Origin of the sequence: Solwaraspora sp. WMMA2056 (assembly GCF_030345095.1) — a bacterium.
Classification (GTDB): Bacteria; Actinomycetota; Actinomycetes; order Mycobacteriales; family Micromonosporaceae; genus Micromonospora_E.
In genome coordinates, this window is sequence record NZ_CP128360.1 from 5,112,397 (window position 1) to 5,137,631 (window position 25,235).

Consider the following 25,235-nt stretch of genomic DNA (forward strand, 5'->3'; position numbering starts at 1 on the left):
GTCACGCTAGTTGCGCCGCCGGGGCCCGTGCTTCTCGATTCCTGATCGGTCTGGTGACCTGTTTTGCCAGGCAGGCGGGCATCTCCGGGCGTGCGGAGCCGGCCCGGCGCCGGTAGACGCTGGGCGGGACGCCGACCAGTTCGGTGAACCGGGTGCTGAAGGTGCCCAGCGACGCGCAGCCGACCGCGAAACAGACGTCGGTGATGCTCAGGTCACCCCGGCGCAGCAGCGCCATCGCGCGTTCGATGCGCCGGGTCATCAGGTACGCGTACGGCGACTCGCCGTAGGCGCGCCGAAACTCGCGGCTGAGGTGCCCGGCCGACATGTGCACGCCACGGGCCAGGGCCTCGACGTCGAGTGGCCGGGCGTACTCCCGGTCGATCCGGTCGCGCACCCGGCGCAGCCGCGCCAGGTCGCCCAGGTGCTGCTCCTGCCTCGCACTGCCGGTCACCCGGGCGATGCTGCCACACCCCGTCGGCACTTCCCGCCCGGCGCGGCCCAACCTACGGTGCGGCGGGAGCGTAGCGTGCGTTCGGCATGTGAACGACACGTAGGAAGGCGGGCAGGCGCCACGGCCGCGGCCCTCCGACGACGACGTCGCGACGCAGAGCGGCGACGGCGGTGCCGGTCCGACCGAACAGCATCAGGTTGAACCGGGCCGGACGGAACCGCAGCCGGACGTCGACCGGGTCGTCCGGTGGGGCGAGCCGGATCCGTCCGTCACCGAGCACGACGGTCGCGGTCGGGGTGTACGCAGAACGGAACTGCACCGCGATCGGCCGTTTCGGCATTGCCCGCGAGGTGTCCAGCAGGACGCCGTAGTCGTGGTGCAGCATCCCGAGAAAGAACTGGTCGAAGTACAGCGACGCGTAGTCGTCGGGCATCGACCAGGGGCGGCGCAACACCCGGGCGATGTCCCAGCCGTGCACCAGCAGCTCGTTGACCAGGTGTGCCACCATGCCGGCGATCGGCACCCGCGCGTCGCCCAGCCACTGGACGGTCCTTTCCGGCGGCAGCTGGGCGGTCGCCGCGAGAATCGCGTCGGTCGCCTCGCCGAGCAGTTCGGCGAGGCGAGCCGGGTCGCGTTCGGTGAAGTGCCGCAGCACATGGTCGTTGACGTCGGCGACGGTGTCGACGTTCGCGGCGGACAGGGCCGCGCGGATGTCGGGGATCTGCAGCGGCGGCTCGTCACCCTCGACGAGGGTGACGTACAGCATCGCGATGCTCACCACGTGCGCGGCGGTGTCCGACACCGTCCAGTCGCGGGTCGCCATCGCCTTCGGCTGACTGTCGACTGTCAGCAGTGATTGGAATCGGTCGGTGAGGACACTCAACGCCGTACGGGCCAGGGTCCAGCGGTCAACGGGCACAACGAAACTCATCCGGTGATCGTGGCACCGGCTGCGTCGACAGTGTTCCTTGACGTTGCGCGTTTCATGCGCGATTTCCGATGAGCCGACCCTGGCCGGGGTCGCGCCTGGCGACGACACGGGCGAGGGTGCGCAGCATGGTACGGACGAAGCGGTCGAAGACACGGTCGGGCAGAATCCGCCGGGCCGCCAGGATCACCCTGGCGGCCCGGCCGACGGGGTAGCGGGTCCGTGGCCGGCGGGCGCGCACCGCTCTGGCGACGGCGTCGGCGACCACCGAGGGCGGCGACGCCGGGCCGTCCTCGACCGCGAGGATGGCCGCGCCAAGTGCCGCCTGGTCGGCGTACGGGCCGCGACCCGAGGTGTCGAGGAGATGCTGGCCGGCGATGGCGGGCCACTCGGTGGCGATCGCACCGGGCTGGATGACGACCACGTCGATGCCGAGTGGGGCGAGCTCCATCCGCATCGAGTCGCTGAGTCCTTCGACGGCGAACTTGGTGGCGTGGTACCAGCCGCCGAGCGGCTCGTGGATCTTCCCACCGATTGACGAGATGTTGACGATGCGTCCACTGCCCTGCCGGCGCATCTGCGGCAGCACGAGTTGCGTCAGCCGGGCCAGGCCGAACACGTTGACGTCGAACTGGCGGCGGGCCTCGTCCAAGGGCACGTCCTCGACCGCGCCGAACGAACCGTACCCGGCGTTGTTGACCAGCACGTCGACCCGCCCGGATTCGGCCAGTACCTGTTTGACGAGGTCGACCAGCGCGGCGTCGTCGGTGATGTCGGCCCGCACGGGCCGGATGCCGACGTCGGCCAACGGGGTGATCCGGTCGAGCCGGCGGGCGACGGCGTAGACGTGGTAGCCCATGGCGCGCAGCTTGCGGGCGGTGGCCTCGCCGATGCCGGAGGAGGCGCCGGTGACGACGGCGACCTTGTCGCTCATGATCTCTCCCTTGGTAACCAACTAGATAGTTACATCATCGGCGCTACCCGCGCAGTTGTCAACCAACCAGTTGGTTTTGGGTAGGCTGGCGGCATGGTCCGCGACTCCACCGCCACCAAGCACCGGATCCTCGACGCCGCCACCGTCGAGTTCGCCGCCCACGGCCTGGCCGGCGCCCGGGTCGACCGGGTAGCCGAGCGCGCCGGCGCCAACAAGCAGCTGATCTACGCGTACTTCGGCAGCAAGGAACGGCTCTTCGACACCACCCTCGCCACCCACCTGGAGCGCTTCATGGAAGCGGTGCCCTTCGACGCAGACGACATACCCGGCTACGCCACCGCGATGTTCGACTTCGGCGTCACGCACCCGGACCTGCTCCGACTGCTGCAGTGGCACACCCTCGAACGGCCCGGCGAGCTCGCCCGGATGGAGCAGAACCACCACTCGACCCGACGAAAACTGGCCGCCCTGGCCGAGGCCCAGGCCGCCGGCCTGGTCGACGACACGCTCCCGCCCGCCGAACTGCTCGCCGTCGTTCTCGCCGTCGCCCGGGCCTACGACGATCCGGCGCCGACGTCGGTGGCCGCGCGCCGGGCCAGCGTGGCCACCGCCGTACGCCGGCTCGTCACCCCCGGCCCGCGCCCGTAGAGCCAGCTCGTCACTCCGCCCGCGACCGTAGAACCCGGCGACCCGGGTCCGGCGCGCCGCCGGTCCGCGACATCGAAACGGTTGTGCCGGGAACCAGCGACGCCGTTGCACCGACTACTCCTATCGGACCCCGGGACACATTATTGACTGACGTCTATCTGGAGCGCTCCGTGCCGCGACCCCGCATGCTTGCCGCCGTCCTCGCCGCGTCGATCGGACTCACCACAGCCTGCAGCGCTGACTCCGGTGGTGGCGCCACCTCGACGACATTGCGGATCGGGTTGGGCACCGAGTCGGGCGCACTGGACCCGCACGCGTTCACCGGCAACTTCCTGCTCCTCGACGCCATCTACGAGCCACTGGTCAGCTACGGCGAGGACGGGCAACTGGAGCCGGGCCTGGCCGAGTCCTGGACGGTGGCACCGGACGGACGGCAAGTGAGTTTCGACCTACGCGACGACGTGCACTTCACCGACGGGACGCCGGTCGACGCCATGGCCGTCAAGTGGAACTTCGACCGGTGGGTGGGCAACGAACGCTTCTCGTTCTTCCGGGCCTCGCAGGTCGTCTCCGCTGTGGACGCCCCGGATCCGGACACAGTCGTGCTCACCCTGTCCGAACCGTACGAACCGCTGCTGCAGGAGTTGTCGATCGTCCGTCCTGTCCGGCTGCTCAGCCCGGAGTCCGCCGGCGCCGACGGCACCTTCCAGGACCCGGTGGGCACCGGGGCGTGGAAGCTGGTGTCCAACGGCGCCACCGGCACCGTGCTGGAGCGCAACGACGACTACTGGGGGCCGAAGCCCAGTCTGGAACGGCTCGAGTTCAAGGTGATCCCGGATTCGCAGGCCCGCGTCGACGCACTCACCAACGGCGAGATCGATCTGATCGGCGGCGCCTACCTGGCCCCGATCACGCCGGTGGAGGCGCAGTCCTTGCGCGATCGCGCCGGCGTACGGCTGATCACCGGCGCGGCGGACGTCTCGATCCTGCTCGGGTTCAACCCCGACGGCCCCGCCGGCGACCGGGCGGTCCGAGAGGCCGTCGGCCGGGCGATCGACACCGAGGCGCTAGCGACGGCGTTGTTCCTGGGCCAAGCGGAACCGGCCCGTCGGGTGTTCCCGCCGAGCGTGCCGGACTCCGGTACCGATCTGCCGGTCGGCTTCGACCGGGCCGCCGCAGGGCGGGTGCTAGACACCGCAGGCTACCTCCGCGAAGGGGAGATCCGGACCCGCGACGGCGAGCCGCTGTCGTTGCGGCTGCTCATCCCGGCCGCACCGGCCGAGGGGCAGCTCGATCCGCGCACCATGGCCGCCGCGATCGCCTCCGCTCTGCAGGAGGTGGGGATCGGCGTGGAACTGGTCCCGGTCGACGCCGCCGCCTACTACGACGAGCGGGCCGAGGGCAGGTACGACCTGACCTTCTTCGAAACCCTCGGCGCCCCGTACGACCCGTCCAGCTCGATCGTGTCCCTGTTCACCGACGGGGCCCGAGCGCCGCTGTGGGTGACGCCGACCACCGAGGACCTGGTCGACAAGGCGTTGTTCGCCACCGACCCCGCTGAACGTTCCGAGGCCTACCAGGACCTCTACGAGGCGGTGGCCGCTGATACCGGGTTCGTCCCGTTGGTGTACCGGCCCCGACTGTGGGCGGTGCGCGACGGGGTGAACGGCTTCGCGGTGCCGCCCACCGACGTAGATCTCGAACTGACCGGGGTCACCGTCGGGTGAGCGTGTCCCTGCGGCCACGGTCCGTCGGCGGCCACCTCGTACGGTGGACCGTCGACACCGTCGGCGTGCTGCTCGCGCTGTCGGCCGGAACGTTCGCGCTGGTGCTGCTGGCCCGCGGCGATCCCGCCGCGGTGCTGGCGGCCACCCGGGCCGGCCGGCCGGCGACTCCGGAGCAGGTCGAGGCCGTCCGCTCCGAACTTGGGCTGAACGCTCCCGCCCCGGTGCGGTACGTGCGGTGGCTGGCCGACGCCGCCACCGGCGACTTCGGACTGTCACTGCGGACGAACCTGCCGATCGGCCCCGAGGTCGCCGACCGGCTGGCCGTGACGGCGGGGCTGGTGGCGGGATCGGTCGTGGTGGCCGTGGTGGTGGGGATGACCGTCGGCGTCGCCGGGGCGGTGGCCGGGCGGGGGCCGCTGCGTGGGGTACTGCGGATCGGGGCGCTGCTGGCGACGTCGGTGCCGGCGTTCTGGCTGAGCTACCTCCTGGTTCTGCTGCTGGCTCTACGGTGGCAACTGGTGCCGACGTCAGGCATGGCCGGTCCCGCCACCTGGGTGATGCCGATGGCGGTGCTCGGGCTGCCGGCGGCCGGAGTGCTCAGCCGGGTGGTGGCTGTCACGTTACGGGAAGCGATCGACCGGCCGTACGTCCTGGCGGCGCTGGCCCGGGGCAGCGGGCCGATGTCTATCGTGCTCCGGGACGGTCTGCCGAACGCGGCCGGGCCGATCCTGTCCGTAACCGGGGTGATCATCGGCGGTCTGCTGGTTGGCACGGTCGTGGTGGAACAAGTCTTCGGCTGGCCCGGTCTCGGGGCGTACTTCGTCCACGCCGCCGCCGCCCGTGACGTGCCGGCCCTGCAGGCCAGCGCGCTCGTGCTCGGCGGAGGTTTCATCCTGGCCAATCGGCTCGCCGACGTCGTGCAGGTCCTCGTCGATCCCCGGGCCCGGTCGGGCATCGGATGACGGCCGGACATGGAAAGTGGACGATGCCCGCCCCGGTACGGACGGCGCTGGTCGGCCTGCCGTTGGCCGGGTTCGCGGTCGTGGGGCTGCTCGCACCGGTGCTGGCGCCGGCCGACCCGGCGGCCAACGATCTGTCGGCCAGTCTGCTGCCGCCGTCGGCGGCCCATCTGCTCGGCACCGACCAGCTGGGCCGTGACCAGCTCAGCCGGCTCCTGCACGGTGCGCGAATCTCACTCGCCGTCACGGCGGCGGTCCTGCTGGTCTCGGTGACCATCGGGGTGCTCGCCGGCGCTGTCGCCGGATACCTGGGTGGCTGGGTCGACCGAATCGTCGCCCGGGTCATCGACATGGCGGTCTCGCTACCGGGAATGCTGGTGGCGCTGGCGGTCATCGGCGTACGTGGCCCCGGTGTGGAGAATCTCGTCGTCGCGATGTCGCTGTGGACGTGGGCCCCGTACGCGCGGATCGCCCGCGCCCGCGTCGCGGGTCTGCGGGCCAGTCCGCACCTGGACGCGCTGCGGCTGCTCGGCGCCGGCCCGGTGCGCGTCATCGGCCGTCATCTGCTTCCGAGCGCCCTCGCCCCGTGCCTGGTCTATGCCAGCACCGACGTCGGCTCCATCGTGCTCGGCGTCGCCACGCTGAGCTTCCTCGGCCTCGGCATCCCACCACCGCAGGCGGAGTGGGGACAGATGCTCATCGAAGGACGCCCCTACCTTGCCTCCGCCTGGTGGCTGGCCTACCCGCCCGGTATCGCGATCACCGCCGTCGTGTTCGCGAGCAACCTGCTCGGCGAACGGCTGGCGGTCGGCGACGAGCGCCCGTCGGTGCTGCGTTGGATACTTCCGGCCCGGCTGCGGGTGCCGCGACCCAGGCGGCCGGGGCCCGGGGTGCCCGCAACCGGCAGCACGGAGACCACGGCCACCGTCACGTCGAGGGCCGCTGCCGACGACGACGTACTGCTGCGGGTGCGGAACCTGTCCGTAGCCTATCCACGTGCCGGTGGCTTCCGGCGCGCCGTCGCCGACGTCTCCTACGCGGTACGCCGCGGCGAGACGCTGGCGATCGTCGGCGAGTCCGGCAGCGGCAAGACCACCTCGGCGTTGGCGCCGTTCGGCCTGCTGGACCCGGGCGCGCTCGTCGCCGGTTCCGCGCGGCTGCGGACCGGATCCACGGCACGTGAACTCATCGGACTCACATTTCGCCATCGCCGCCACGTCAACGGCCGCCAAGTCGGGGTGGTCTTCCAGGACAGTCTCGCCGTGTTCGATCCACTGCGCAGCATCGGTGCGCACGTCGACGAGGCGGTCCGCAACGCGGGCAGCCGAGGTCGGCGGGCTGCGGTCCGCCGGATCAGCGAGGAGCTGCTGCGCCTCGCCGGTCTGCCCGACCCGGCGACGGTCGCCGGCCAGTATCCCCACCAGCTCTCCGGCGGGATGCGGCAACGGGTCCAGATCGCCGTCGCGATCGCGGGTGAGCCGGAGCTGCTCGTCGCCGACGAACCGACCTCCGCGCTCGACGTCACCGTCCAGGCACGGCTGCTCGACCTGCTCGGGCAGCTCCGCGACGAGTTGCGCATGGCCATGGTCGTCGTCAGTCACGACCTGGCGGTGGTCACCCGGCTGGCCGACGCCGTGGCCGTGATGTACGCCGGCCGGATCGTGGAGTACGGGCCGCTCGACTCCGTGGTCCGTCATCCCGACCATCCGTACACCCGGGGTCTGCTCGACGCCGTGCCGCGTCCCGGTGCGGCACCGGGCACCCGGTTCCGCACCATGCCGGGACGCTCCGGTGCCGGGCCGGACGACACGTCAGGTTGCGCGTTCGCTCCCCGGTGTCCGATCGCCGTAGCCGGATGCGGCCATGACCAGCCGGTACTGCTGCCGGTGGGACCGGTCCAGGCGCACCGCTCGGCGTGCCCCCGTACCCGTGCGGCCGGAGCGTCGCCGCCCCTTCTGGCACTCGGCGACCTGGACGGAGACTGACCGATGCTGGAGATCGAACAGCTCACCGCCGACCACCCCCGGCGGCACGGCCGGGGCCGGCAGAGTGTGGTCGAGGACGTCACGCTCCGGGTCGCCGCCAGCGAGATCGTCGGGCTCGTCGGCGAATCGGGCTGCGGCAAGACGACCCTCGCCCGCGTGGTCACCGGACTGCACCGGCCCCGGGTCGGATCGGTGCGGTTCGAGGGTGTCGACGTCCATGCCCTGCGCGGTCGCGCGCTGCGGGCACACCGACGACAGGTCCAGATGGTGTTCCAGGACCCGTACCTGACCCTCAGCCCCGCTCAGACGGTGCGCCAGGCCCTCGCCGAGCCACTGCACATCCACCGGGTCGGCAACGGCCGGTCCCGCGCCGCACGGGTGGACGAGCTGCTCGACCTCGTCGGGCTCGGTCCTGCGGTCGGCGGACGCCGGCCCCGGCAGCTGTCCGGCGGTCAGCAGCAACGGGTGGCGATCGCCCGCGCGCTGGCGCTGGGACCACGCCTGCTGGTGTGCGACGAACCCGTCACCGCGCTCGACGTATCGGTGCAGGCGAAGATCCTCAACCTGCTGTGCGATCTGCGCGACCGGCTCGGCCTGGCCTGCCTGTTCATCTCCCACGACCTCGCCGTCGTCCGGCAACTTGCCAACCGCGTCGCGGTCATGCGGCACGGCCGCATCGTCGAGCAGGGACCGACCGGGCAGGTCACCGGCGGCCCGCGCCATCCGTACACCCGGGCGCTGCTCGCGGCGACCCCCACCATCGACCTCGGCGCCACCGACCGGCCACGACGTCACGCGTCCGAGCCGGCCGGGTTGTCGTAGACGGTGACGTGGGTGCCGGTGCCGAGGTAGGGCTCCCGGCGCCAGCCACCCCAGCGGTGCCGACGGCGCAGACCGGCGAGGCGGGCCATCAGGTCGAGCTCGGACGGCCAGGCGTAGCGCATCGACACCGGGGCCAGCCGCATCCCGTCGTTGCTGATCAGGATGTGCTGGCCGTCGAAACGCTGGTCTACGGGGTCGTGGCGGACCGCGACCAGGCGGACGTGGTCGTGGTCGACACGGTGGGCGTCGACGCTCTGCTGCCGCTGGTAGCGGGCGAGGTCGGGCACCAGGCACTCCAGCACGAACAGCCCGCCCGGCAGCAGTCGTCGGGCGACGTTGGCGAAGCACCGCACCTGCTCCTCCTGGGTCATCAGGAAGAAGAAGGTGGTGAAGACGACGAAGACCATGGCGAACCGGTCGTCGGTGCCGGGATCGACGTCGGCCATGTCGCCGATGGTGACGGGAATCCGGTCGCCGCCTGGCTTGGCCCGCATCCGGGCCACCATCGCCTCGGAGGCGTCGATGCCCCGCAGATCGATCCCGCGACCCGCCAACGGAACGGTGACCCGGCCGGTGCCGACCGCCAGTTCGAGGACCGGCCCGGCCGGCCCGTGCCCGATCAGGTCGGCCAGGCAGTCGACGGCATCGGTCGGGTCGAGGTCGGCGTGCCACTCGTCGTAGACGTCGGCGTTGCGCTCACCGTAGGTCTCCGGTCCGTACGTGGTCATGAGGCTCCTGTCCGAGGCTTCAGTGCAGCGGTCGCATGTCGTGGGTGACGGTGCCGGCGGCGGCCAGCGAGTGGTAGAGCCCGATCTCGGCGGTGGGCCCTTCGGCCATCACCAGGGCGGTGCAGCCGCGTTGGTCGGCGAGGTGGACGATCCGGTCACCGGGCTGGGCGGTCGGGAAGAACTCCGGGCCGCCGGGGAACATCGGTAGCCGTTCGGGTCCGCGCCAGCCGGCGAGTCGGCCGGCCGCCGGTGGATGCAGGAACGTCATGCCGTAGCCACGGTCGGCACTCAGTGGTGCGTCGAGCAGCCGGGGCCGTCGGCCGAGCGCGGTGTCGGTCACCGCCGCGTACACGTTCACCCCGAGCGACCGGCACATCATCTCCCCGATGACCGCCCCGGCGATCCGGCCGTTGATCTCCACGACCTCGGGGCCGGCCGGGGTGTGGGCGAACTCGGTGTGTGCCACGCCGTCGGTGAACCCGACGGCGGCGAGGACCTCCCCGATCCAGGTCGCCAGCCGCTCCGACTCGGCTGGCGGGAGCGCGACTGGAAAAGCGACGGCCTCCTCCCGACGGACCGGCTCGGGGGTGTGAATGTGCACGGCGATCCCGAGCAGTCTGGTGTGCCCACGCCAGCTGACGGTCTCGGCGCTGTACACCGGGCCCGGGAAGTACGGTTCGACCACCAGGTGTCGACCCAGCAGGGTGGCTTCGGCGACCTCGCGGGCGGTCCGGTCGCGTTCGGCGTCGTCGCGGATCAGCCACACCGACCGGGACGATGTGCCCGCCGAGTCCTTCACTATCACCGGGTAGCCGATCGCCGCGACCGCCCCGGCGACCGCCTCGCCGGTGGGCTCCACGCGGAGCGCGTCGGCGCGGCTGAGTCCGGCCCGGTGCAGCAGGGTACGGACCTGTGCCTTGTCCCGCAGAGTGTGGGCTACCTGCGGGCCGAGCGTGGCCAGGCCGTACCGGGCCGCCAGCGTCGCACCGGGCAGCATCCACGTGTCGGTGGAGTTGACCAGCCCGGCGAGGTCGGGCAGCCGGTCGAGCACGGCGGCGCAGGCGGCCACGTCGGTGGTGTCGACGTCGATCACCGTCACGTCGTCGGGTCCGAGCCGGTCGAGTTCGTACGCGTAGATTGACCGGTCCCCGGTGAGCAGGCACAGCCGGTGCCCGGACTCGGCGGCGGCGTCGCGCAGCCGGGTGAGGCCGAACGTCAACGCCTCCAGCGACACGATGGTCACGCCCCCGCCTCCTCGGCCTGCCGGGGACGGCTCGCCTGCGCAGGACGGCTCGCCTGCACGATCAGCCGCTGCGCGTGATTGTCGTACGGTTCACCGGCGAAGCCGCCGAAGCAGGTGATGCCGGTGAATCCGGCGGTGTCCAGCATGGTGCGGATCTCGGCGGCGCTGTAGACGAACTGTTCGAAGTACGCGTGCCGGGCGGTGTCGCCCCGGATCAGGGTCCAGTCGCTACGAAACCGGGTCCAGTCGTCCAGGATGGTGTCCCGCATGACCAGATGTCCGCCGCTCACCTCGACGACCTTCGGGGTGCCCGCCCACCGGGCGAAGATCTCCTTGCTGAACAGATCCAGCAACAGTCGCCCGCCTGGCACCAGGCTCTGCCAGGCGTTGCGCAGTACGAGCTGGTTCTGGGCCGGGTCGGTGAAATACCCGAACGAGGTGTACATGCTGATGATCAGGTCGTAGCTGTCCCGCTCGACGAACTCCCGCATGTCGGCGCGGACCAGACGTAGCGTCACTCCGGCCTGCTCGCCGGCGAGGTCGGCTCGGTCCAGCATGGTCGCGCTCAGGTCCACCCCGGTGACCCGGGCACCGCGTGCGGCGAGCGGCACGGCGTAGGTACCTGGACCGCAGCCGAGGTCCAGCACTCTGGTCCCGGCTGCGACCTCCAGCAGCGGCGAGGTCGCCACCCAGTTCCGGGCCTCCTGCTGACGGTGCGGGGCGAACAACGCGCCGGCGAAGTCCACCCAGAACCCGTCGTCTGCAAACCACTCCATCGGCAGCTCCGAACTCATGCGACGACTGACGCCTTACAGGTCGCTCAACGACGTGCGGAAGTTCCCCGCCGACCGAAGAAAACTGATCACCTCCACATCAGGGTGAAGCAAATGAATCCTGGATCATTATATCGATGTCGGACATTGTCCAGCGCTCGACTGCCAGCGTCCTGATTCGCACGACAACAGGAACCAATCCACCACTCGGAGCGACCAACATGTCAACGGAACGCCTCGATACCGAGCAGACACATTCCCTGACGACAATGTGATGAACATCAGAGGAGCGATCAGCCCATGCCGTCCACGGGCCCGTCGACGCCCCCGCCGCCGGTACACCTGCACGTCACAGACGCCATCAAGACACCGAGCCTCATCCGCCTGTCGGACACCATGATCCTGGCCCGGTTCGAGACCCTGAAGGTCTACGCCGCCCTCGGCGCGGTACGGGCCCTGCTGGCGGCGGGGACCGTCCGCCCCGGCGACACCCTCGTCGACAGCTCCAGCGGAATTTACGCCCTCGCGCTGGCCATGGCCTGTCACCGGTACGGACTGCGCTGCCACATCGTCGCCTCGACCACGGTGACCCCGACCATCCGGTCGCAGTTGGAGATCCTCGGCGCCACCGTGCACCAGATGCCCGTCGAGAGCGATCTGCGACTGGACCAGCACCGACGCGTGGCGCGGGTACGGGAGCTCCTGCGCGCCAACCCCGGCATGCACTGGATGCGCCAGTACCACGACCCGGTGCACCGACTCGGCTATGCCGAACTGGCGACACTCGTCCGGGCCGCCGTACCGCAGGTCCCGCTGACCCTCGTCGCCAGCGTCGGCACCGGTGCGTCCAGCGCCGGACTGATTCTGCCGATCCGCGCCCACGACCCGTCGACCCGGCTCGTAGGTGTCCAACCGTTCGGCAGCGTCAGCTTCGGCAGTGAACGGTTTCCGGATCCGGACGCGATCATCGCCGGGATCGGCAGCGCCATCCCTTTCGACAACGTCCACCACGAACTGTACGACCAGGTGCACTGGATCGGCTTTCGCCACGCCATGGCCGGCACCATCGCGCTGATGCGGTCTCATGCGGTCTTCGCCGGCCTCTCCACCGGTGCGGCGTACCTCGCAGCGCGGTGGGAGGCCCGCCGCCACCCGGAACGGGTGCATCTGCTGATCGGAGCCGACACCGGCCATCGGTACGTCGACAAGGTCTTCGCCCGCCACCGCGAAGCCCTCGACATGGAGACGTTGGAGCCGGTGGAGATTGCCTCTCTCGACGAGCTGGCCCCGCCCTGGTCGACCTTGCCGTGGGCGCGACGCGCCCATCCGCCGTCAGCCGGCCAGGACCTGCACCCCGCCGCCGTCACCGGCGGCCCAGGAACAGACCGGCCCGCAACAGACCGGCCCGCGACGGCCGGATGAGCGCAGCTAGGAACCCTGCTGCGGTACGCGGCGTCCCAGCCATCGCCCGACAGTGAGCACCAGCACCGGAAGGACGACACACTGGGCGGCGACGACCAGCCAGAAGCCGGGTAGGAACCCGACTTGTTCGAACGCCCCGTACACGCTGCCCCCGGCGACGCCACTGAGGAACGAACCGACCCCCACCGCGAGCCGTTGCTGGCCGAAGGCCACCGTCGCCGACCTTCTCGACCCCGCCAACGCTTCGAGGTCGTTCTTGAGGAACAACACGGCGCTGCCGGCGCTGATCGCGGCGACCCCGCAGACCACCGCCGGACCGTTGCCAACCGCGAACGCGGCCATCCCGGTCGCCAGGGCACCGAATCCGATGGCCATCGCCGCCGGGTAGCTCATCCTCCCCACCCGCTCGGCGACCAGGGGCTGCACCACCACCAGGCCGAGCGAATAGCCCATCATCGCCGCCCCGAACAACAGGGTCGCCATCCGGCCCTGGGCGTAACTGGAGAGGTACTGGTAGAACTGCATGTGCACGTAGAACGACACGGCGGTGACGACGAACGGCAGCACCGCCACCCCGTGCAGCATCCGCCGGAACGGCTCCACCGGTGGCGCGTCGGCGACCTGCCGCTCCCGGCGGAGAAAGACGTGACCGAGCGCCACACCGGCGTACACCGTCGTCACGGCCGCGAACATCACGGTCGGCCGGTGCACGAACAACGCCCCCACCACCGGCCCCACCGCTATACCGAGGTTGCCTGCGGCGTTGCCTGCCGACACCAGCCGGGGCCGCTGCTCGTCGCCCACCTCGTGCACCAGATAGCTGCGGTACGCCGGCGAGTACAGTGATCCGCCGCCGGAGATAAGCAACAGGCCGGCGACGGTCAGCACCGGGAACCGCTGTCCCGCGAGGAACGCCGCCCCGCCGAGGCTGTACAGCGTGAGGGCCGCCACCAGGGCCCGCTTGAGACCGACCCGCTCGGCCACCGCAGCGGTCGCCGGGGCGCTGGCGAACTGCACCAGGGTCGCCGCCCCGAGCACCACCCCGACCTGCGCCATGCCCACGCCCATGCGTTCCCGCAGCAGCACGGCCAGGTACGGATAGATCGAGAACGAGCCGACGTTGACCAGGAATCCGCCGATCAGCACGGCCCACTGGGCACGGGTGAAGGAACCCCTGCGCAACGCCGACCAGGGGCGGTTGCCCGCAGCCGCGCGGGGGGTGGCCGGTGCGGCCATCAGTCGGCCGGCCCGCCGTCGGATCGGACACCGACCCCGGTCGACGGGTCGACGCCGCCGAAGGCATGCTGGTCGGACGGCAGCACGCCCAGCCCTGGGGCGTCGCCGAGAACGATCCGCCCCTGGTCGAGGCCCAGCCCCCGGAACGGGGGGTCGCGCAGGAGGAACTGGCTGTCGATGTCGATGCGCTCGGCCAGCGGGGCCAGTAGGGCGGCCTGGCTCAGCGCTAGCTCCGACTCGCAGTTGCAGCTGAGCATCACCGACAGGCCCGCCTGGCGGGCGGCCTCCATCACCCGTCGGGTGGCCCGGACCCCGCCGGACTTGGCCAACTTGACCACCACCCCGTCGGCCAGGCCGGCGGCCGCCCGGACACTGTCCACGTCGGTGCAGCCCTCGTCCAGGAAGACCGGCAGCCGGTCGGGCAGCTCACGGTAGCGGCGGTACGCCTCGACCGCGTCTCTCGGGAACGGCTGCTCGACGAGCTGGATGTCGAGGGCACGCAGGGCCGGGGTCAGTTCCTGCGCGGTCCGCAGGTCCCACGCCTCGTTGGGGTCGATCCGCACCGGCAGGTCGGTGACCGCGCGGACGGCGGCCAGCCGGTCGAGGTCCTCGGCGCCGCGCACCTTGATCTTGAACGCGCCGACCGGCGGCGCGTTCGCGACCAGCTCCAGGGTCTGCGCGACGCTGCCGAGCCCGATCGTGTACCCGGTCGGCTCGGGCATGGTGCGCGGTACGCCGTACAACTGCCATGTCGGCACGCCGGCGGACCGGCCCACCCAGTCGTGCACCGCGCCGTCGAGTGCCATCCGCGCGCCGACCGGTCCGTCCCAGTCGGCCACCCGGTCCAGGACCCGGTCCGGATCGGACAGGTCCGGGCCGAGGACGTCTCTGCCGTGTTCGGCGACCGCCGCGACGACCTGCTCGACGGTTTCGCCGTGCGCCCAGGCCGGTGTGCCCTCACCCAGGCCGGTGACGCCGTCGTGGACGACGGCGACGAGGCAGGTGTCCGTCGAGTCGTAGGAGTGCTGTGAACTCCGGAACACCGTCAACAGGCGCAGGGTCATCCGACGGACGTCGAGCTCCATGCGGATCAGCTTGTCACGCACCACGCCGATAATCCACGGTGATCGATCTGGCGTCCGGGTCAGGGACGGCAGAGGATCTCGCCGTGCAGGATGGCGAACCAGCCGTCGGGCGCGTCGGCCCAGCTAAGCCAGCCGGCGGAGAGCCGTCGCAGGTCGGCGGGGGTGGCGGTGCCGGCGGCGAGGATCTGCCGGGCCATCTCGGAGGCGACGATGCGCTCCGACCACATGGTCCCCCACCAGCGGCGGTCCTCGTCGGTGGCGTAGCACCAGGCGGAGGCGCCGGGCGTGACGTCACCGAACCCGGCGGCCCGCGCCCAGGAGAGCAGCCGGCGACCGGCGTCCGGTTCGCCGCCGTTCGCGCGGGCGGTCGCCTGGTAGAGCGCGAGCCATTCGTCGAGCTCGGGTACGGCGGGATGCCAGGCGAAGCGGTCGTAGTCACTGTCGCGGGCCGCGACCACTCCCCCGGGCCGGCAGACGCGGCGCATCTCGGCGAGCGCGCGGACCGGGTCGCCGACGTGCTGGAGGACCTGGTGGGCGTGGACCACGTCGAACGCGTCGTCGGGGAACGGCAGATCGTGTACGTCGGCCGTGGTGAAGTCGACAGTCGTGACGCCCCGGGCCTGCGCCTCGGCGCGGGACAGGGCGAGCGCTTCGTCGGTGACCTCGGTGGCGGTGACCCGGCCGGGAGCGACGAGCGCGGCGAGGTCCATGGTGATGGTGCCGGGACCGGCGCCGATGTCGAGCAACGCCTGGCCGGGCCGCAGGTGCGGCAGCAGGTACGCGGCCGAGTTCTCGGCGGTACGCCAGCGGTGGGAGCGCAGCACCGACTCGTGATGACCGTGCGTGTATACAGCTGACATGCTCCGACGATAGACCGGCTGTCTCGCAATTCGGGAGCAGCTTCCCACATTATGGCCACTGCGGGATCACGACGGTACGCGGCTCAGCTGACCCGGGGCGGCCGGTTCTCCTGAATCCACCGCTCGACATCGGCGCGAAGCCAAACCTCACCCTGTTTGAGCTTCGCAACCGGCAGCGGGAAGGTTCGAGACCTGGTGATGGTGTACGTGCGTTGACGGGACAGCGGGCCGCCTGGCTGGCCCAGCATCTCGGCTATCTCAGCGCTGCCGACCAGGTCGATGTCCACACTCTCGCAAGTTAGGCTGCAGGCAACCGCACTTGACGGTTGCCCGCAATTGTTTCACCCTGTTGGGTATGACTGGCAGGGGTGACGGCCGACGGGCCGGGGCGTACAACGGGAGAGCCGCCCGGACGGCGGGCATCAACGCGCAGGCCGGCGGGACGGCCCTGCTGCGGCGGCAGGTGGGACGGTGCCTGGCGGCGTTGCGGTACGAGGCCGGGCTGTCCCAGGACGTCGCCGCCGACAAGCTGCGACGCGGCAACAGCACGCTCTGGCGAATCGAGGCCGGCGACCCGCGGGTGCGCTGGACCGAAGCGGACATGTCAGCGATGTGCCGGCTGTACCGGGCCGACGACGAGACCCGGGAACGGCTGCTCGCCCTCGCGGCGGAGATCGACCGCCCCAGCGGCGGGCGCTGGTGGCACGACGGGCTGGCCGGACTGCCGATCGACGCCGACCCGTACCCGGTGTTCGAACAGTCCGCGACGCTCATCCGCTGCTACGGCCAGGCGACGCTGCCGGACCTGCTGCAGACCCCGGGGTACGCCGAGGCGCTGCTGCGCTGCCCGGCCGGTCTGCGCAGCGACGACGACATCGCCGCCCGCCTCGACCAGCTGGCGGCGCGGCAGCGGCACCTGCTGACCCACCCGCATCCGCCGGCGGTGCAGGCGATCGTCGGCGAGGGGGCGCTGCGGCGTACCGTCGGCAACGACGCGACGGCGCGGGCGCAACTCGACCACCTGCGGGCGCTCGCGATCAGGCCGGGGATCTCGGTACGGGTGCTGCCGCTGGCCGGCGGCGCGCACGCCGGCATGACCAACCCGTTCACCCTGCTGCGCTTCGCCGCCGCCACGACGGTCCCCGGACGGCGGCCGGCCGGGTCGGGGCTGGTCCGGCTCGACACCCTGACCGGGACGATGCACCTCGACCAGCCGGCGCACGTCGTTGCGTACGAGCGGGTCTGGTACGACCTGGCCGCCCGGGCGCAGCCGATACCCGACGGCAACGGGTCGGCAAAGTGACCGAAACCACAGCGGCGTCTACTCCGGGGTGACTCACCAACGGTGAGGCGCACCTAGGGTTCCGCCGCCGCCGGGCAGCCAGGCACGGGCAGCCGGGGACGGGACAGGTCCGAGAGGTGCAGGCGTCGGGCCGCCAGCGTGGCGGGCGGCGTTCCACGGCGGGACAAAAGCCCGGGAGGCAGCCGGATGTCTGGCTGTGCCTCAGCCAGGCCCTCATTCGGAGGTGCCCCGTGGGCTTGCACCACCATCATCACCACAATCACCAGCACCGCGACCAGCAGCCCAGCGACCAACCCGAGCTGCACGGCAACTACGGCCCGGAGGCAGCGTACGCGGTCGCCCGCGAGGCCGAACTGCCCACCACCAAGTGGGAAGAGGAGATCGCCCGGGGCCTGGAGTACGGCCTGCCCGGTGCCGATTCGATCGTCGACAAGCGGATCCCGACGTTCTCCCGTGGCGAGCTGCCACACTTCGCCGGGATCAACACCTTCCTGAAGGCACCGTACGTCGAGGACGTGCGCCGCTGCGGCGAGTACGACGTGGCGGTGCTCGGCGCGCCGTTCGACGGTGGCACGACGTACCGCTCTGGGACCCGGTTCGGGCCGCAGGGCATCCGGAAGATCTCCGCGCTGTACGGGCCGTACTCGTTCGAACTCGGCGTCGACCTGCGGGAGTCGATCACGATCGCCGACCTCGGGGACGTGTTCACCATCCCGGCGAACATCGAGAAGACCTTCGACCAGATCTCCAAGGCGGTCAGCCACGTCTACGCTTCCGGGGCGTTCCCGGTGGTGCTCGGCGGGGACCACTCGATCGGCTACCCGACGGTTCGTGGCGTCGCCGAACACCTCGACGGCAACCTCGGCATCATCCACTTCGACCGGCACGTCGACACCCAGGAGACCGACCTCGACGAGCGGATGCACACCACCCCGTGGTTCCACGCCACCGACATCCCGAACGTGCCACCGAAGAACCTGGTGCAGATCGGCATCGGCGGCTGGCAGGCGCCCCGCCCCGGGGTGAAGGTCGGCCGGGAACGCGGCACCACGATCATGACGGTCACCGACTGCGTCGAGATGGGCATCGAGGCCGCCGCCGAAAAGGCCCTAGAAGTGGCCTGGGACAGGGCCGAGGCGGTCTGGCTGTCGTTCGACGTGGACTGTCTGGACGCCGCGTTCGTGCCCGGCACCGGTTGGCCGGAGCCGGGCGGTTTCCTGCCCCGCGAGGTGCTGAAGTTCATCCAGTTGATCGCCGAACGGCCGCTGGCCGGCATCGAGGTGGTGGAGTGCTCGCCGCCGTACGACAACGCCGACATCACCTCGCTGATCGCCACCCGCGTCATCTGCGACACCCTCGGCTGCCTGGTCCGCGCCGGGCACCTGCCGCGCCGCTGAACCCCGGCAACACCTCCCCCGCAATCCACCTCTCCGCTGGAGGACATAGATGCGACGTACCGCCGGATCTTCCCGCCGATCCCCCACCCGCCGCCTGATCGCGGCCGTCTGCGCGGCGACGCTGCTGGTCACCGCCGCCGGCTGCGGCGACAGCGATTCCGACAGTTCCGGGTCCGGTTCGACCACCGTACGGTTGGGGTTCAGCGCCTGGCCGGGTTGGTTCCCCTGGCAGGTCGCGCAGGAGCAGGGCCTGTTCGAAGCCAACGGGGTCGACGTCGAGCTGACCTACTTCGACAGCTACACCGACAGCCTGACCGCGCTGGCCACCGGCAACCTGGACGCCAACAGTCAGACCCTCAACGACACGCTGTCGTCGGTCAGCGGCGGTGCGGCGCAGACCGTGGTGCTGGTCAACGACAACTCGACCGGCAACGACCAGATCATCGCCGCGCCGGGGATCGACTCGGTGGCCGACCTGGCCGGTAAGCGGGTGGCGATCGAGGAAGGTACGGTCGACCACTACCTGCTGCTGCTGGCGTTGGCCGAGGCGGGGCTCAGCGCCGACGACGTCGAGATCAGCCCGCTGCTGACCGACGCGGCCGCCGCCGCGTTCCTGGCCGGGCAGGTCGACGCGGTTGGGGCGTTCGCCCCGTTCACCACCACCGCGCTGGGCCGCGAGGGCAGCAAGGCGATCGCCACCTCGGCGGACTTCCCCGGCGCGATCCCCGACCACCTGGTGTTCGACTCGGAGTTCGTGGCCGCGCATCCGGAGCAGGTACAGGCGGTGGTGGACACCTGGTTCGACACCCTGGACTGGATCGCCGCCAACCCGGACGAGGCGGTGGAGATCATGGCGACGCAGGCGGGGGTCAGCGTCGAGGACTACCGCACGTACGACGCCGGAACGACGATCTTCGACCTGGCCGACAACCAGGCGGCGTTCGCGCCGGGCGACACCCCGGCCAACCTGGACTTCCAGGCCCGCTCGATCGCCGAGTTCCTGGTGGAGACGGGTCTGGTCGACGAGGCACCACCGCTGGACGGACTGCTCGACGGGCAGTTCGTGGCGGCGGTGTCGCCGTGACCGTCACCCGGGAGCCGGCTACGGCCACCGACGGCGCGGACCGGACGTCGTGGGGGCCGCTGCCCCGGCGGCGTCCGGCCCGCCGGGTGCCGGCGCTGCTGGCCATCCGTACGCCGATCCCGGCGGCCGGCCGGTGGACGTTGACGGTCGCCTCGATCGTGGTGCCGCTGGCCGCCTGGCAGATCGGCAGCATGCTGGTCGACGGGCAGCCGGATTTCCTGCCGTCCCCGCTGGAGTCGGTGGCGGCTGGAGTGGAGATGGCCCGTACGGGTCAGTTGTGGACCGACACCGCCGCGACCGTCGGCCGGGTGCTGCGCGGTTTCGGCCTGGCGGTGGCGGTGTCGGTGCCGCTCGGGCTGCTGATGGGCAGCTTCCAGGCGGGTCGGGCGGCGTTGGAGCCGATGATCGGCCTGCTGCGGTACCTGCCGGCCAGCGCGTTCATTCCGCTGCTGATCATCTGGTTGGGGCTGGGCGAGCCGTCCAAGGTCGCGTTGATCTTCATCGCGACCGTCTTCTTCAACACGCTGATGACCGCCAACGTGGTCCGGACCGTGCCGACGGGGCTGATCGACGTGTCCTACACCCTGGGTGCCCGCCGCTTCGAGGTGCTGCGCAAGGTGATCGTGCCGCACTCACTGCCCGGCATGATCGACGCGATCCGGGTCAACGCCGCCGCCGCGTGGAACTTCGTCGTGGTCGCCGAGCTGATCAACGCCCAGTCGGGGCTGGGCTACCGGATCGTCCGGTCGCAACGCTTCAACCAGCTCGACAGCATCTTCGCCGTACTGATCGTGATCGCGCTGATCGGGGTGGCGATCGACCTGACGTTGCGGGCCACCCGCGACCGGATCGGCAGGTGGACGACGTGACCGCGACCGAAGCCGAAGCCGCCGGCACGCCGCTGGTGCGCCTCGACGGCGTCGGTAAGGACTTCCGGGCCGCCGCGGGCGGGTCACTGCGCGCGCTCGACGGCGTGGATCTGGCGGTACGCCGAGGCGAGTTCGTCTGCCTGGTCGGCGCATCCGGATCCGGCAAGTCGACCCTGCTGTCGCTGATCGCCGGGCTGGCCGCGCCGAGCCGGGGCACCGTGCTGCTCGACGGCGCGCCGGTCACCGGACCGGGACCGGACCGAGGGCTGGTGCTGCAGAGCGGTGCCGTCTACCCGTGGCGGACGGTGGAACGCAACGTCGCGTTCGGGTTGGAGCTGCTGCCGATCAGCCGGGCCGAACGGGCCCGGCGGGTCGCCTGGTACCTGGCCGAGACCGGGCTGACCGGGCTGCGGCACGCGCTGCCGAAGCAGCTCTCCGGCGGGCAGTGCCAACGGGTGGCGATCGCCCGTGCGCTGGCCTGCGAGCCGCAGGTGCTGCTGCTCGACGAGCCGTTCGGTGCCCTCGACGTGCAGACCAAGGAGGACATGCAGCTGTTCGTGCGCCGGGTGTGGGCCGACACCGGCACCACCGTGGTGATGGTGACCCACGACGTCGAAGAGGCGGTCTTCCTCGGGCAGCGGGTGGTGGTGCTGGCCAGCGACCCGGGTCGGGTCGCCGCCGATCTGCCGGTGGAGTTGCCGCCGGACCGCGACGGGACGCCCCGGGAGCTGGCCGTCAAGCGGCTGCCGGAGTTCCTGGCCCTGCGTGCCGAGGTGGAGGACCAGGTCCGCGCCTACCACCAGCGGCACGCCGCCGCCGGGTCCGGCGGCTGACTGGCCGCCCCGCTCAGGCTGGCGGCGCTGGCTGGTATCGGCGTCACTGCCAGCGGAAGAACCGGGCGGCGACCAGCGCGCTCACCACGGTCGCGACGGCCAGGGCGATCAGGTGGCGCGGCTGCGGCGGCTCACCCGCCCAGGCCGCGCCGACCGCCTGCACGGCCGCCCCGAACGGCAGCGCCTCACCGACCATCGCCACCCGGTCCGGCAGGTTCTTCGTCGGCCCGAACAGGCCACCGGTCGCGCCCATCGCGAAGAAGGCCGTCAGGCCGATCGCCACCGACGCGTTGCCGCTGGGCGCGACCGCCGCCACCAGCATCCCGACGGCGTACATGGCTGCTGCGGCGAGGGCGACGACGGCCACCGTACGGCCGGGGTTGCCCGGCGGCCGGGCACCGAACGCGACCACCGCGACCCCGAGCGCCAGCCCGACCCCGACGATGGTCTGCAGCAGGCTCGTGACCACCTGCGCCGCCAGGACCATCGCCGGGTGGGCGGGAGTCACCGCCAGCCGGCGCAGCACCCCGGTCCGCCGGTAGTAGGCCAGGAAGCTCGGCATGTTGACCACGCCGACGGTGGCGATGATGACGGTGAACACCAACGGCAGCACGTACCCGTCGAGCACGGTACGGCCACCGGGCAGCGTCTGGTCGCCGTGCACGCTGACCGCGTTCATCACCAGGATCAGCAGCGGCAGCCCGATCGGGACGACCAGGCCGGCGGTGTCGCGGGCCACCATCCGGCACTCGGCGGCGACCAGCGCGGCCCAGGCGCGCGGTCCGGGCCGGCGTACGACGATCTCCGGCCCGGTCACCATGTCTCCTCCTCGGTGTCGAGCGGCTGGCCGGTCAGGTGAGGAAGGCGTCGTCGAGGGTGGTTGACGGTGCTGCCGTCCCCGTGTCGGCGGCTCTGCGCTCGGCTCGCGTGATCAGCCCGGCCGGGCTGTCGAGGGCGATCAGCCGGCCCCGGTCGATCAGGGCGATCCGGTCGCAGAGCCGCTCCACCTCCTCCATCAGGTGGCTGACCAGCAGCACCGTCACCCCGTCGTCGCGCAACTGTTCGACGACCGCCCAGATGCGTCGACGGGCCTGTGGGTCCAGCCCGGTGGAGAGCTCGTCGAGCAACGCCACCCTGGGCTTGCCGACCAGCGCCAGGGCGATCGACAGCCGCTGCTGCTGGCCGCCGGAGAGCTTCTCGAACCGGGTGTCGCGGCGGTCGGCGAGACCCAGCAGGTCGATCAGCTCGTCGGGGTCGGCACCGTCGGCGTAGAAGCTGCGGTACAGCCGGACCAGCTCCCGGACGGTCAGCGCCGCGTGCAGCGCGGCGGCCTGCAGCTGTACGCCGAGCACCTGACGCAGCCGGGCCCGGTCCCGCCACGGGTCGAGACCGAGCACCCGCACCCGGCCGTGGTCGGGCCGGCGCAGTCCGGCGATCGTCTCCACGACCGTGGTCTTGCCGGCCCCGTTGCGCCCCAGTACGCCGAGCACCTCCCCCGCCTCGACAGTGAAGCTCACCGAGTCCACGGCGACGGTCGCCCCGTACCGCTTGTGGATGTCCTCGACGGTGATCGCCGGCATCGCCGTACCTCCTCGGTTGGGGACGTCTGCACGCTATGGCGACCGGGCCGACCGGCGGATCTGCCGGTGGTCACGGTCGGTGGGGGTGACTTCCGGCAGGGGCGGTACACCGACCGGGCCGCCTAGCATGACGAGGGTGAGCCGATCCGATCCCCGCCCCTGGTCCGGGGTGGTCGGCGTACTGACCTGCCTGGCCGTCGGTGCCCCGGTGCTGGTGCTGGGTCGCGGCCCGGCAGCCGGGGCGTTCCTTGTCCCGGTGTGGCTGTGGTGGGCGTGTTTCGCCGGGTTCGTCATGGCGCTGGTGGTCTGCACGCTGCTGGTGGACCGGGTCCGCGACGTCGGCACGGTGCTGGTCTTCGCCGCGCAGGTCGGCCTCGGGGTGGCGGTGGTGCTGATGGCACCGGCGTTCGGGTGGACGCAGATCCTGCTGGTGTTCGGCGCGGCGGTCAGCACCTACCTGAATCCGTGGCCGGTGACAGCGGCTGTGATCGCACTGAACACGGTGGTCGCGGCCGCAGCGGCGTATCTCAACTCGGGTGCGGTCGCCCAGGGACTGCTCAACGCACTGCTGTACGCCCTGCTGCAGGTGGGGGTGGTGTTGTCGGTGCAGACGTACCTGCGGGAGTTGGCGACCCGACGCAAGCTCGCCGAGGCGCACACCGAGTTGCGGGCGGCGACCGCGCTGCTGGCGCAGGCGACCCGGTCGGACGAGCGGTTACGGATCGCCCGGGAGCTGCACGACCTGATCGGCCACCAGTTGACGGTGCTGACCCTGGAGCTGGAGGTCGCCGCGCACCAGAGCGCACCGCCGGCCGCCGAGCACGTCACCCGGGCCAGGCAGGTCGCCCGGGACCTGCTGGCCGACGTCCGTGGCACCGTCGGCGAGCTGCGCCGGCACGCCCCGGACCTGCGCGAGGCTCTGCAGCGGATCGTCGCGGAGCTGCCGGAACCCGCCGTGCACCTGCGGGTCGCCGACGGGATCGCCGTCGACGAGGAACGGGTCACCGCGCTGGTCCGCTGCGTGCAGGAGGTGGTGACCAACACCATCCGGCATGCCGGGGCGGCCAACCTGTGGATCGAGATCAGCGACGACGACGGCACGATGCGGCTGTCGGCCTGGGACGACGGCCGGGGTACGGGTGGCGAGGTGCGGCCGGGCAACGGGCTGTGCGGGATCCGGGAACGGGTCGAGGCGCTCGGCGGACGGGTGTCGTTGGATAGTGGGCGGGGCTTCCGGGTGCGGGCCGAGGTGCCGGCGGCATGACCAGTGGCCGCGAGACCGGTGGTCCCGTCATCAGCGTCTGCGTCGTCGACGACCAGACCCTGGTCCGCCAGGGCATCCGCAGCCTGCTGGAGCTGGCCGACGGCATCGTCGTGGTAGCCGAGGCCGACGACGGGCATTCGGGGGTCGCGGCGGTCGAGGAGTACCGGCCGGACGTGGTCCTGCTGGATCTGCGGATGCCCGGCCGGGACGGGATCTGGGCGCTACGGACGTTGCGCGAGCACGGGGTCGACATACCGGTGCTGGTGCTGACCACGTTCGACGACGACGAACTCGTGCTGCAGGCGTTGCGCGCCGGGGCGCGGGGCTACCTGCTCAAGGACGTGACCCTCGAACAACTGATCGGCGCGGTCCGCACGCTCGCCGCCGGTGGCACGCTGGTGCAGCCGGCGATCACCGACCGGCTGCTGCGGGCGGTCGCCGCCGGTGACGCTCCGGTCGCCGTCGACGGGGACGCCCCGCCGATCCAGGAGTTGACCGAACGGGAACGTGAGGTGCTGCGGCTCGTCGCCACCGGCTACACCAACCGGGAGATCGCCGAGGCGCTGTTCCTCGCCGAGGGCACGGTCAAGAACCACGTGTCGGCCGTACTGCTGAAGTTGGGCACCCGCGACCGCACCCGCGCGGTGCTGCGCGCCCTGCACCACGGCCTGCTCCGCTGAGCAGGGAGCGACCGTTCAGGCCGGGCCGACCAGGTCCCACCGGTTGCCGGCGATGTCGAGGAAGACCACAACCTTGCCGTACGGTTCGGTGCGCGGCGCGGTCACGAACCGCACGTCGTGGTCGGTCATCCGCTGGTACGCGGCGTCGAAGTCGTCGACCCGCAGGAAGAACCCGACCCGGCCGGCGGCCTGGTTGCCGACCGCCGCCCGTTGGGCGTCGCCGTCGGCGCGGGCCAGCAGCAGGCCGGTCTCGGCGCCGGGCGGGCGCACCACCACCCACCGTTTGGGGCGGCCGTCGTTGGTGGTCGACGGGGAGTCCTCGACCAGCTCGAAGCCGAGGACGCTGGTGAAGAACGCGATGGCCGGGTCGTAGTCGTCGACGATGATCGCGGTGAGCGAGATGTGCACGTTGCGCAGCGTAGGT

At 71.4% G+C, this 25,235-nt stretch carries 26 protein-coding genes; 13 read left to right on the forward strand and 13 right to left on the reverse strand.

Features of this window, described 5'->3' with window-relative positions:
• Nucleotide 1 precedes the first annotated feature (1 nt).
• Genes O7608_RS23030 through O7608_RS23040 form a run of 3 tightly spaced genes read right to left on the reverse strand, consistent with a single transcriptional unit; the run spans nt 2 to nt 2,313 of the window.
• On the reverse strand, nt 2-451 hold the full coding sequence (locus O7608_RS23030) for a helix-turn-helix transcriptional regulator (RefSeq protein ID WP_289206573.1): 450 nt from the start codon (nt 449-451) through the stop codon (nt 2-4).
• A gap of 52 nt (nt 452-503) precedes the next feature.
• Nucleotides 504-1,382 carry a maleylpyruvate isomerase N-terminal domain-containing protein gene (locus O7608_RS23035; RefSeq protein ID WP_281554517.1) on the reverse strand — a complete coding sequence of 293 codons (879 nt, stop codon included), beginning with the start codon at nt 1,380-1,382 and terminating at the stop codon, nt 504-506.
• A 52-nt stretch (nt 1,383-1,434) separates the two neighbouring features.
• On the reverse strand, nt 1,435-2,313 hold the full coding sequence (locus O7608_RS23040; RefSeq protein ID WP_281554516.1) for an oxidoreductase: 879 nt from the start codon (nt 2,311-2,313) through the stop codon (nt 1,435-1,437).
• Between the two features lie 93 nt (nt 2,314-2,406).
• On the opposite strand from O7608_RS23040, the gene O7608_RS23045 reads away from it, so the two are divergent.
• The 5 genes from O7608_RS23045 (at nt 2,407) to O7608_RS23065 (ending at nt 8,454) form a co-directional block, all read left to right on the forward strand.
• The gene (locus O7608_RS23045; RefSeq protein ID WP_289206574.1) at nt 2,407-2,961 is read left to right on the forward strand and encodes a TetR/AcrR family transcriptional regulator; all 555 of its coding nucleotides are present in this window, start codon (nt 2,407-2,409) and stop codon (nt 2,959-2,961) included.
• 170 nt (nt 2,962-3,131) lie between these two features.
• Nucleotides 3,132-4,688 carry an ABC transporter substrate-binding protein gene (locus O7608_RS23050; protein ID WP_281554514.1) on the forward strand — a complete coding sequence of 519 codons (1,557 nt, stop codon included), beginning with the start codon at nt 3,132-3,134 and terminating at the stop codon, nt 4,686-4,688.
• A complete protein-coding gene (locus O7608_RS23055; RefSeq protein WP_289206575.1) occupies nt 4,685-5,650 on the forward strand; it encodes an ABC transporter permease in 966 nt (321 codons plus the stop codon). Before O7608_RS23050 ends, O7608_RS23055 begins: the two co-directional genes overlap by 4 nt.
• A 23-nt stretch (nt 5,651-5,673) precedes the next feature.
• Nucleotides 5,674-7,632 (forward strand): dipeptide/oligopeptide/nickel ABC transporter permease/ATP-binding protein, encoded by a 1,959-nt coding sequence (locus tag O7608_RS23060; protein WP_289206576.1) that lies wholly within the window; start codon nt 5,674-5,676, stop codon nt 7,630-7,632.
• A 3-nt stretch (nt 7,633-7,635) separates the two neighbouring features.
• Nucleotides 7,636-8,454: an ABC transporter ATP-binding protein gene (locus O7608_RS23065; protein ID WP_289206577.1), complete on the forward strand. Its 819-nt coding sequence runs from the start codon at nt 7,636-7,638 to the stop codon at nt 8,452-8,454.
• On the opposite strand, the gene O7608_RS23070 is transcribed toward O7608_RS23065, so the two are convergent.
• Genes O7608_RS23070 through O7608_RS23080 form a run of 3 tightly spaced genes read right to left on the reverse strand, consistent with a single transcriptional unit; the run spans nt 8,424 to nt 11,201 of the window.
• Entirely contained in the window at nt 8,424-9,182 is a 759-nt protein-coding gene (locus O7608_RS23070; protein WP_282230407.1) for a class I SAM-dependent DNA methyltransferase, read from the reverse strand. The two genes, O7608_RS23065 and O7608_RS23070, sit on opposite strands and share 31 nt — an antisense overlap.
• Before the next feature lie 19 nt (nt 9,183-9,201).
• Entirely contained in the window at nt 9,202-10,425 is a 1,224-nt protein-coding gene (locus tag O7608_RS23075; RefSeq protein ID WP_289206578.1) for an ATP-grasp domain-containing protein, read from the reverse strand.
• Nucleotides 10,422-11,201 carry a class I SAM-dependent methyltransferase gene (locus tag O7608_RS23080; protein ID WP_289206579.1) on the reverse strand — a complete coding sequence of 260 codons (780 nt, stop codon included), beginning with the start codon at nt 11,199-11,201 and terminating at the stop codon, nt 10,422-10,424. The genes O7608_RS23075 and O7608_RS23080 overlap by 4 nt, the downstream gene beginning before the upstream one ends.
• Nucleotides 11,202-11,498: 297 nt before the next feature.
• Between O7608_RS23080 and O7608_RS23085 the strand changes: the two genes are divergently transcribed.
• Nucleotides 11,499-12,620: a pyridoxal-phosphate dependent enzyme gene (locus tag O7608_RS23085; protein ID WP_282230404.1), complete on the forward strand. Its 1,122-nt coding sequence runs from the start codon at nt 11,499-11,501 to the stop codon at nt 12,618-12,620.
• Between the two features lie 6 nt (nt 12,621-12,626).
• On the opposite strand, the gene O7608_RS23090 is transcribed toward O7608_RS23085, so the two are convergent.
• The 4 genes from O7608_RS23090 to O7608_RS23105 all read right to left on the reverse strand — a co-directional run bounded on the left by O7608_RS23090 (nt 12,627) and on the right by O7608_RS23105 (nt 16,088).
• Nucleotides 12,627-13,856, reverse strand: coding sequence for an MFS transporter (locus tag O7608_RS23090; RefSeq protein ID WP_282230403.1), 1,230 nt, complete (start codon nt 13,854-13,856; stop codon nt 12,627-12,629).
• Complete coding sequence (locus tag O7608_RS23095; protein ID WP_289206580.1) at nt 13,856-14,962, reverse strand: mandelate racemase/muconate lactonizing enzyme family protein; 1,107 nt, start codon at nt 14,960-14,962, stop codon at nt 13,856-13,858. Before O7608_RS23095 ends, O7608_RS23090 begins: the two co-directional genes overlap by 1 nt.
• Before the next feature lie 38 nt (nt 14,963-15,000).
• On the reverse strand, nt 15,001-15,801 hold the full coding sequence (locus O7608_RS23100; RefSeq protein ID WP_289206581.1) for a class I SAM-dependent methyltransferase: 801 nt from the start codon (nt 15,799-15,801) through the stop codon (nt 15,001-15,003).
• A gap of 83 nt (nt 15,802-15,884) precedes the next feature.
• Entirely contained in the window at nt 15,885-16,088 is a 204-nt protein-coding gene (locus O7608_RS23105; protein ID WP_348650086.1) for a hypothetical protein, read from the reverse strand.
• 68 nt (nt 16,089-16,156) lie between these two features.
• Between O7608_RS23105 and O7608_RS23110 the strand changes: the two genes are divergently transcribed.
• The 5 genes from O7608_RS23110 to O7608_RS23130 all read left to right on the forward strand — a co-directional run bounded on the left by O7608_RS23110 (nt 16,157) and on the right by O7608_RS23130 (nt 21,287).
• The gene (locus tag O7608_RS23110) at nt 16,157-17,104 is read left to right on the forward strand and encodes a helix-turn-helix domain-containing protein (RefSeq protein ID WP_289206582.1); all 948 of its coding nucleotides are present in this window, start codon (nt 16,157-16,159) and stop codon (nt 17,102-17,104) included.
• A 230-nt stretch (nt 17,105-17,334) separates the two neighbouring features.
• A complete protein-coding gene (locus tag O7608_RS23115; RefSeq protein ID WP_289206583.1) occupies nt 17,335-18,501 on the forward strand; it encodes an agmatinase family protein in 1,167 nt (388 codons plus the stop codon).
• A gap of 49 nt (nt 18,502-18,550) precedes the next feature.
• Entirely contained in the window at nt 18,551-19,585 is a 1,035-nt protein-coding gene (locus O7608_RS23120; protein WP_289206584.1) for an ABC transporter substrate-binding protein, read from the forward strand.
• Nucleotides 19,582-20,454 (forward strand): ABC transporter permease, encoded by an 873-nt coding sequence (locus O7608_RS23125; RefSeq protein WP_289206585.1) that lies wholly within the window; start codon nt 19,582-19,584, stop codon nt 20,452-20,454. The genes O7608_RS23120 and O7608_RS23125 overlap by 4 nt, the downstream gene beginning before the upstream one ends.
• Nucleotides 20,451-21,287, forward strand: coding sequence for an ABC transporter ATP-binding protein (locus O7608_RS23130; RefSeq protein WP_289206586.1), 837 nt, complete (start codon nt 20,451-20,453; stop codon nt 21,285-21,287). The genes O7608_RS23125 and O7608_RS23130 overlap by 4 nt, the downstream gene beginning before the upstream one ends.
• A gap of 43 nt (nt 21,288-21,330) precedes the next feature.
• Here O7608_RS23130 and O7608_RS23135 read toward each other — a convergent pair whose 3' ends face one another.
• Both O7608_RS23135 and O7608_RS23140 read right to left on the reverse strand, forming a co-directional pair.
• The gene (locus O7608_RS23135) at nt 21,331-22,107 is read right to left on the reverse strand and encodes an ABC transporter permease (RefSeq protein WP_289206587.1); all 777 of its coding nucleotides are present in this window, start codon (nt 22,105-22,107) and stop codon (nt 21,331-21,333) included.
• Between the two features lie 31 nt (nt 22,108-22,138).
• Complete coding sequence (locus O7608_RS23140; protein ID WP_289206588.1) at nt 22,139-22,867, reverse strand: ABC transporter ATP-binding protein; 729 nt, start codon at nt 22,865-22,867, stop codon at nt 22,139-22,141.
• A gap of 136 nt (nt 22,868-23,003) precedes the next feature.
• On the opposite strand from O7608_RS23140, the gene O7608_RS23145 reads away from it, so the two are divergent.
• Both O7608_RS23145 and O7608_RS23150 read left to right on the forward strand, forming a co-directional pair.
• Nucleotides 23,004-24,131: a sensor histidine kinase gene (locus O7608_RS23145; RefSeq protein ID WP_289206589.1), complete on the forward strand. Its 1,128-nt coding sequence runs from the start codon at nt 23,004-23,006 to the stop codon at nt 24,129-24,131.
• Nucleotides 24,128-24,811 carry a response regulator gene (locus O7608_RS23150; RefSeq protein WP_289206590.1) on the forward strand — a complete coding sequence of 228 codons (684 nt, stop codon included), beginning with the start codon at nt 24,128-24,130 and terminating at the stop codon, nt 24,809-24,811. Before O7608_RS23145 ends, O7608_RS23150 begins: the two co-directional genes overlap by 4 nt.
• Nucleotides 24,812-24,826: 15 nt before the next feature.
• On the opposite strand, the gene O7608_RS23155 is transcribed toward O7608_RS23150, so the two are convergent.
• A complete protein-coding gene (locus O7608_RS23155; protein WP_289206591.1) occupies nt 24,827-25,219 on the reverse strand; it encodes a VOC family protein in 393 nt (130 codons plus the stop codon).
• Nucleotides 25,220-25,235: the final 16 nt, after the last annotated feature.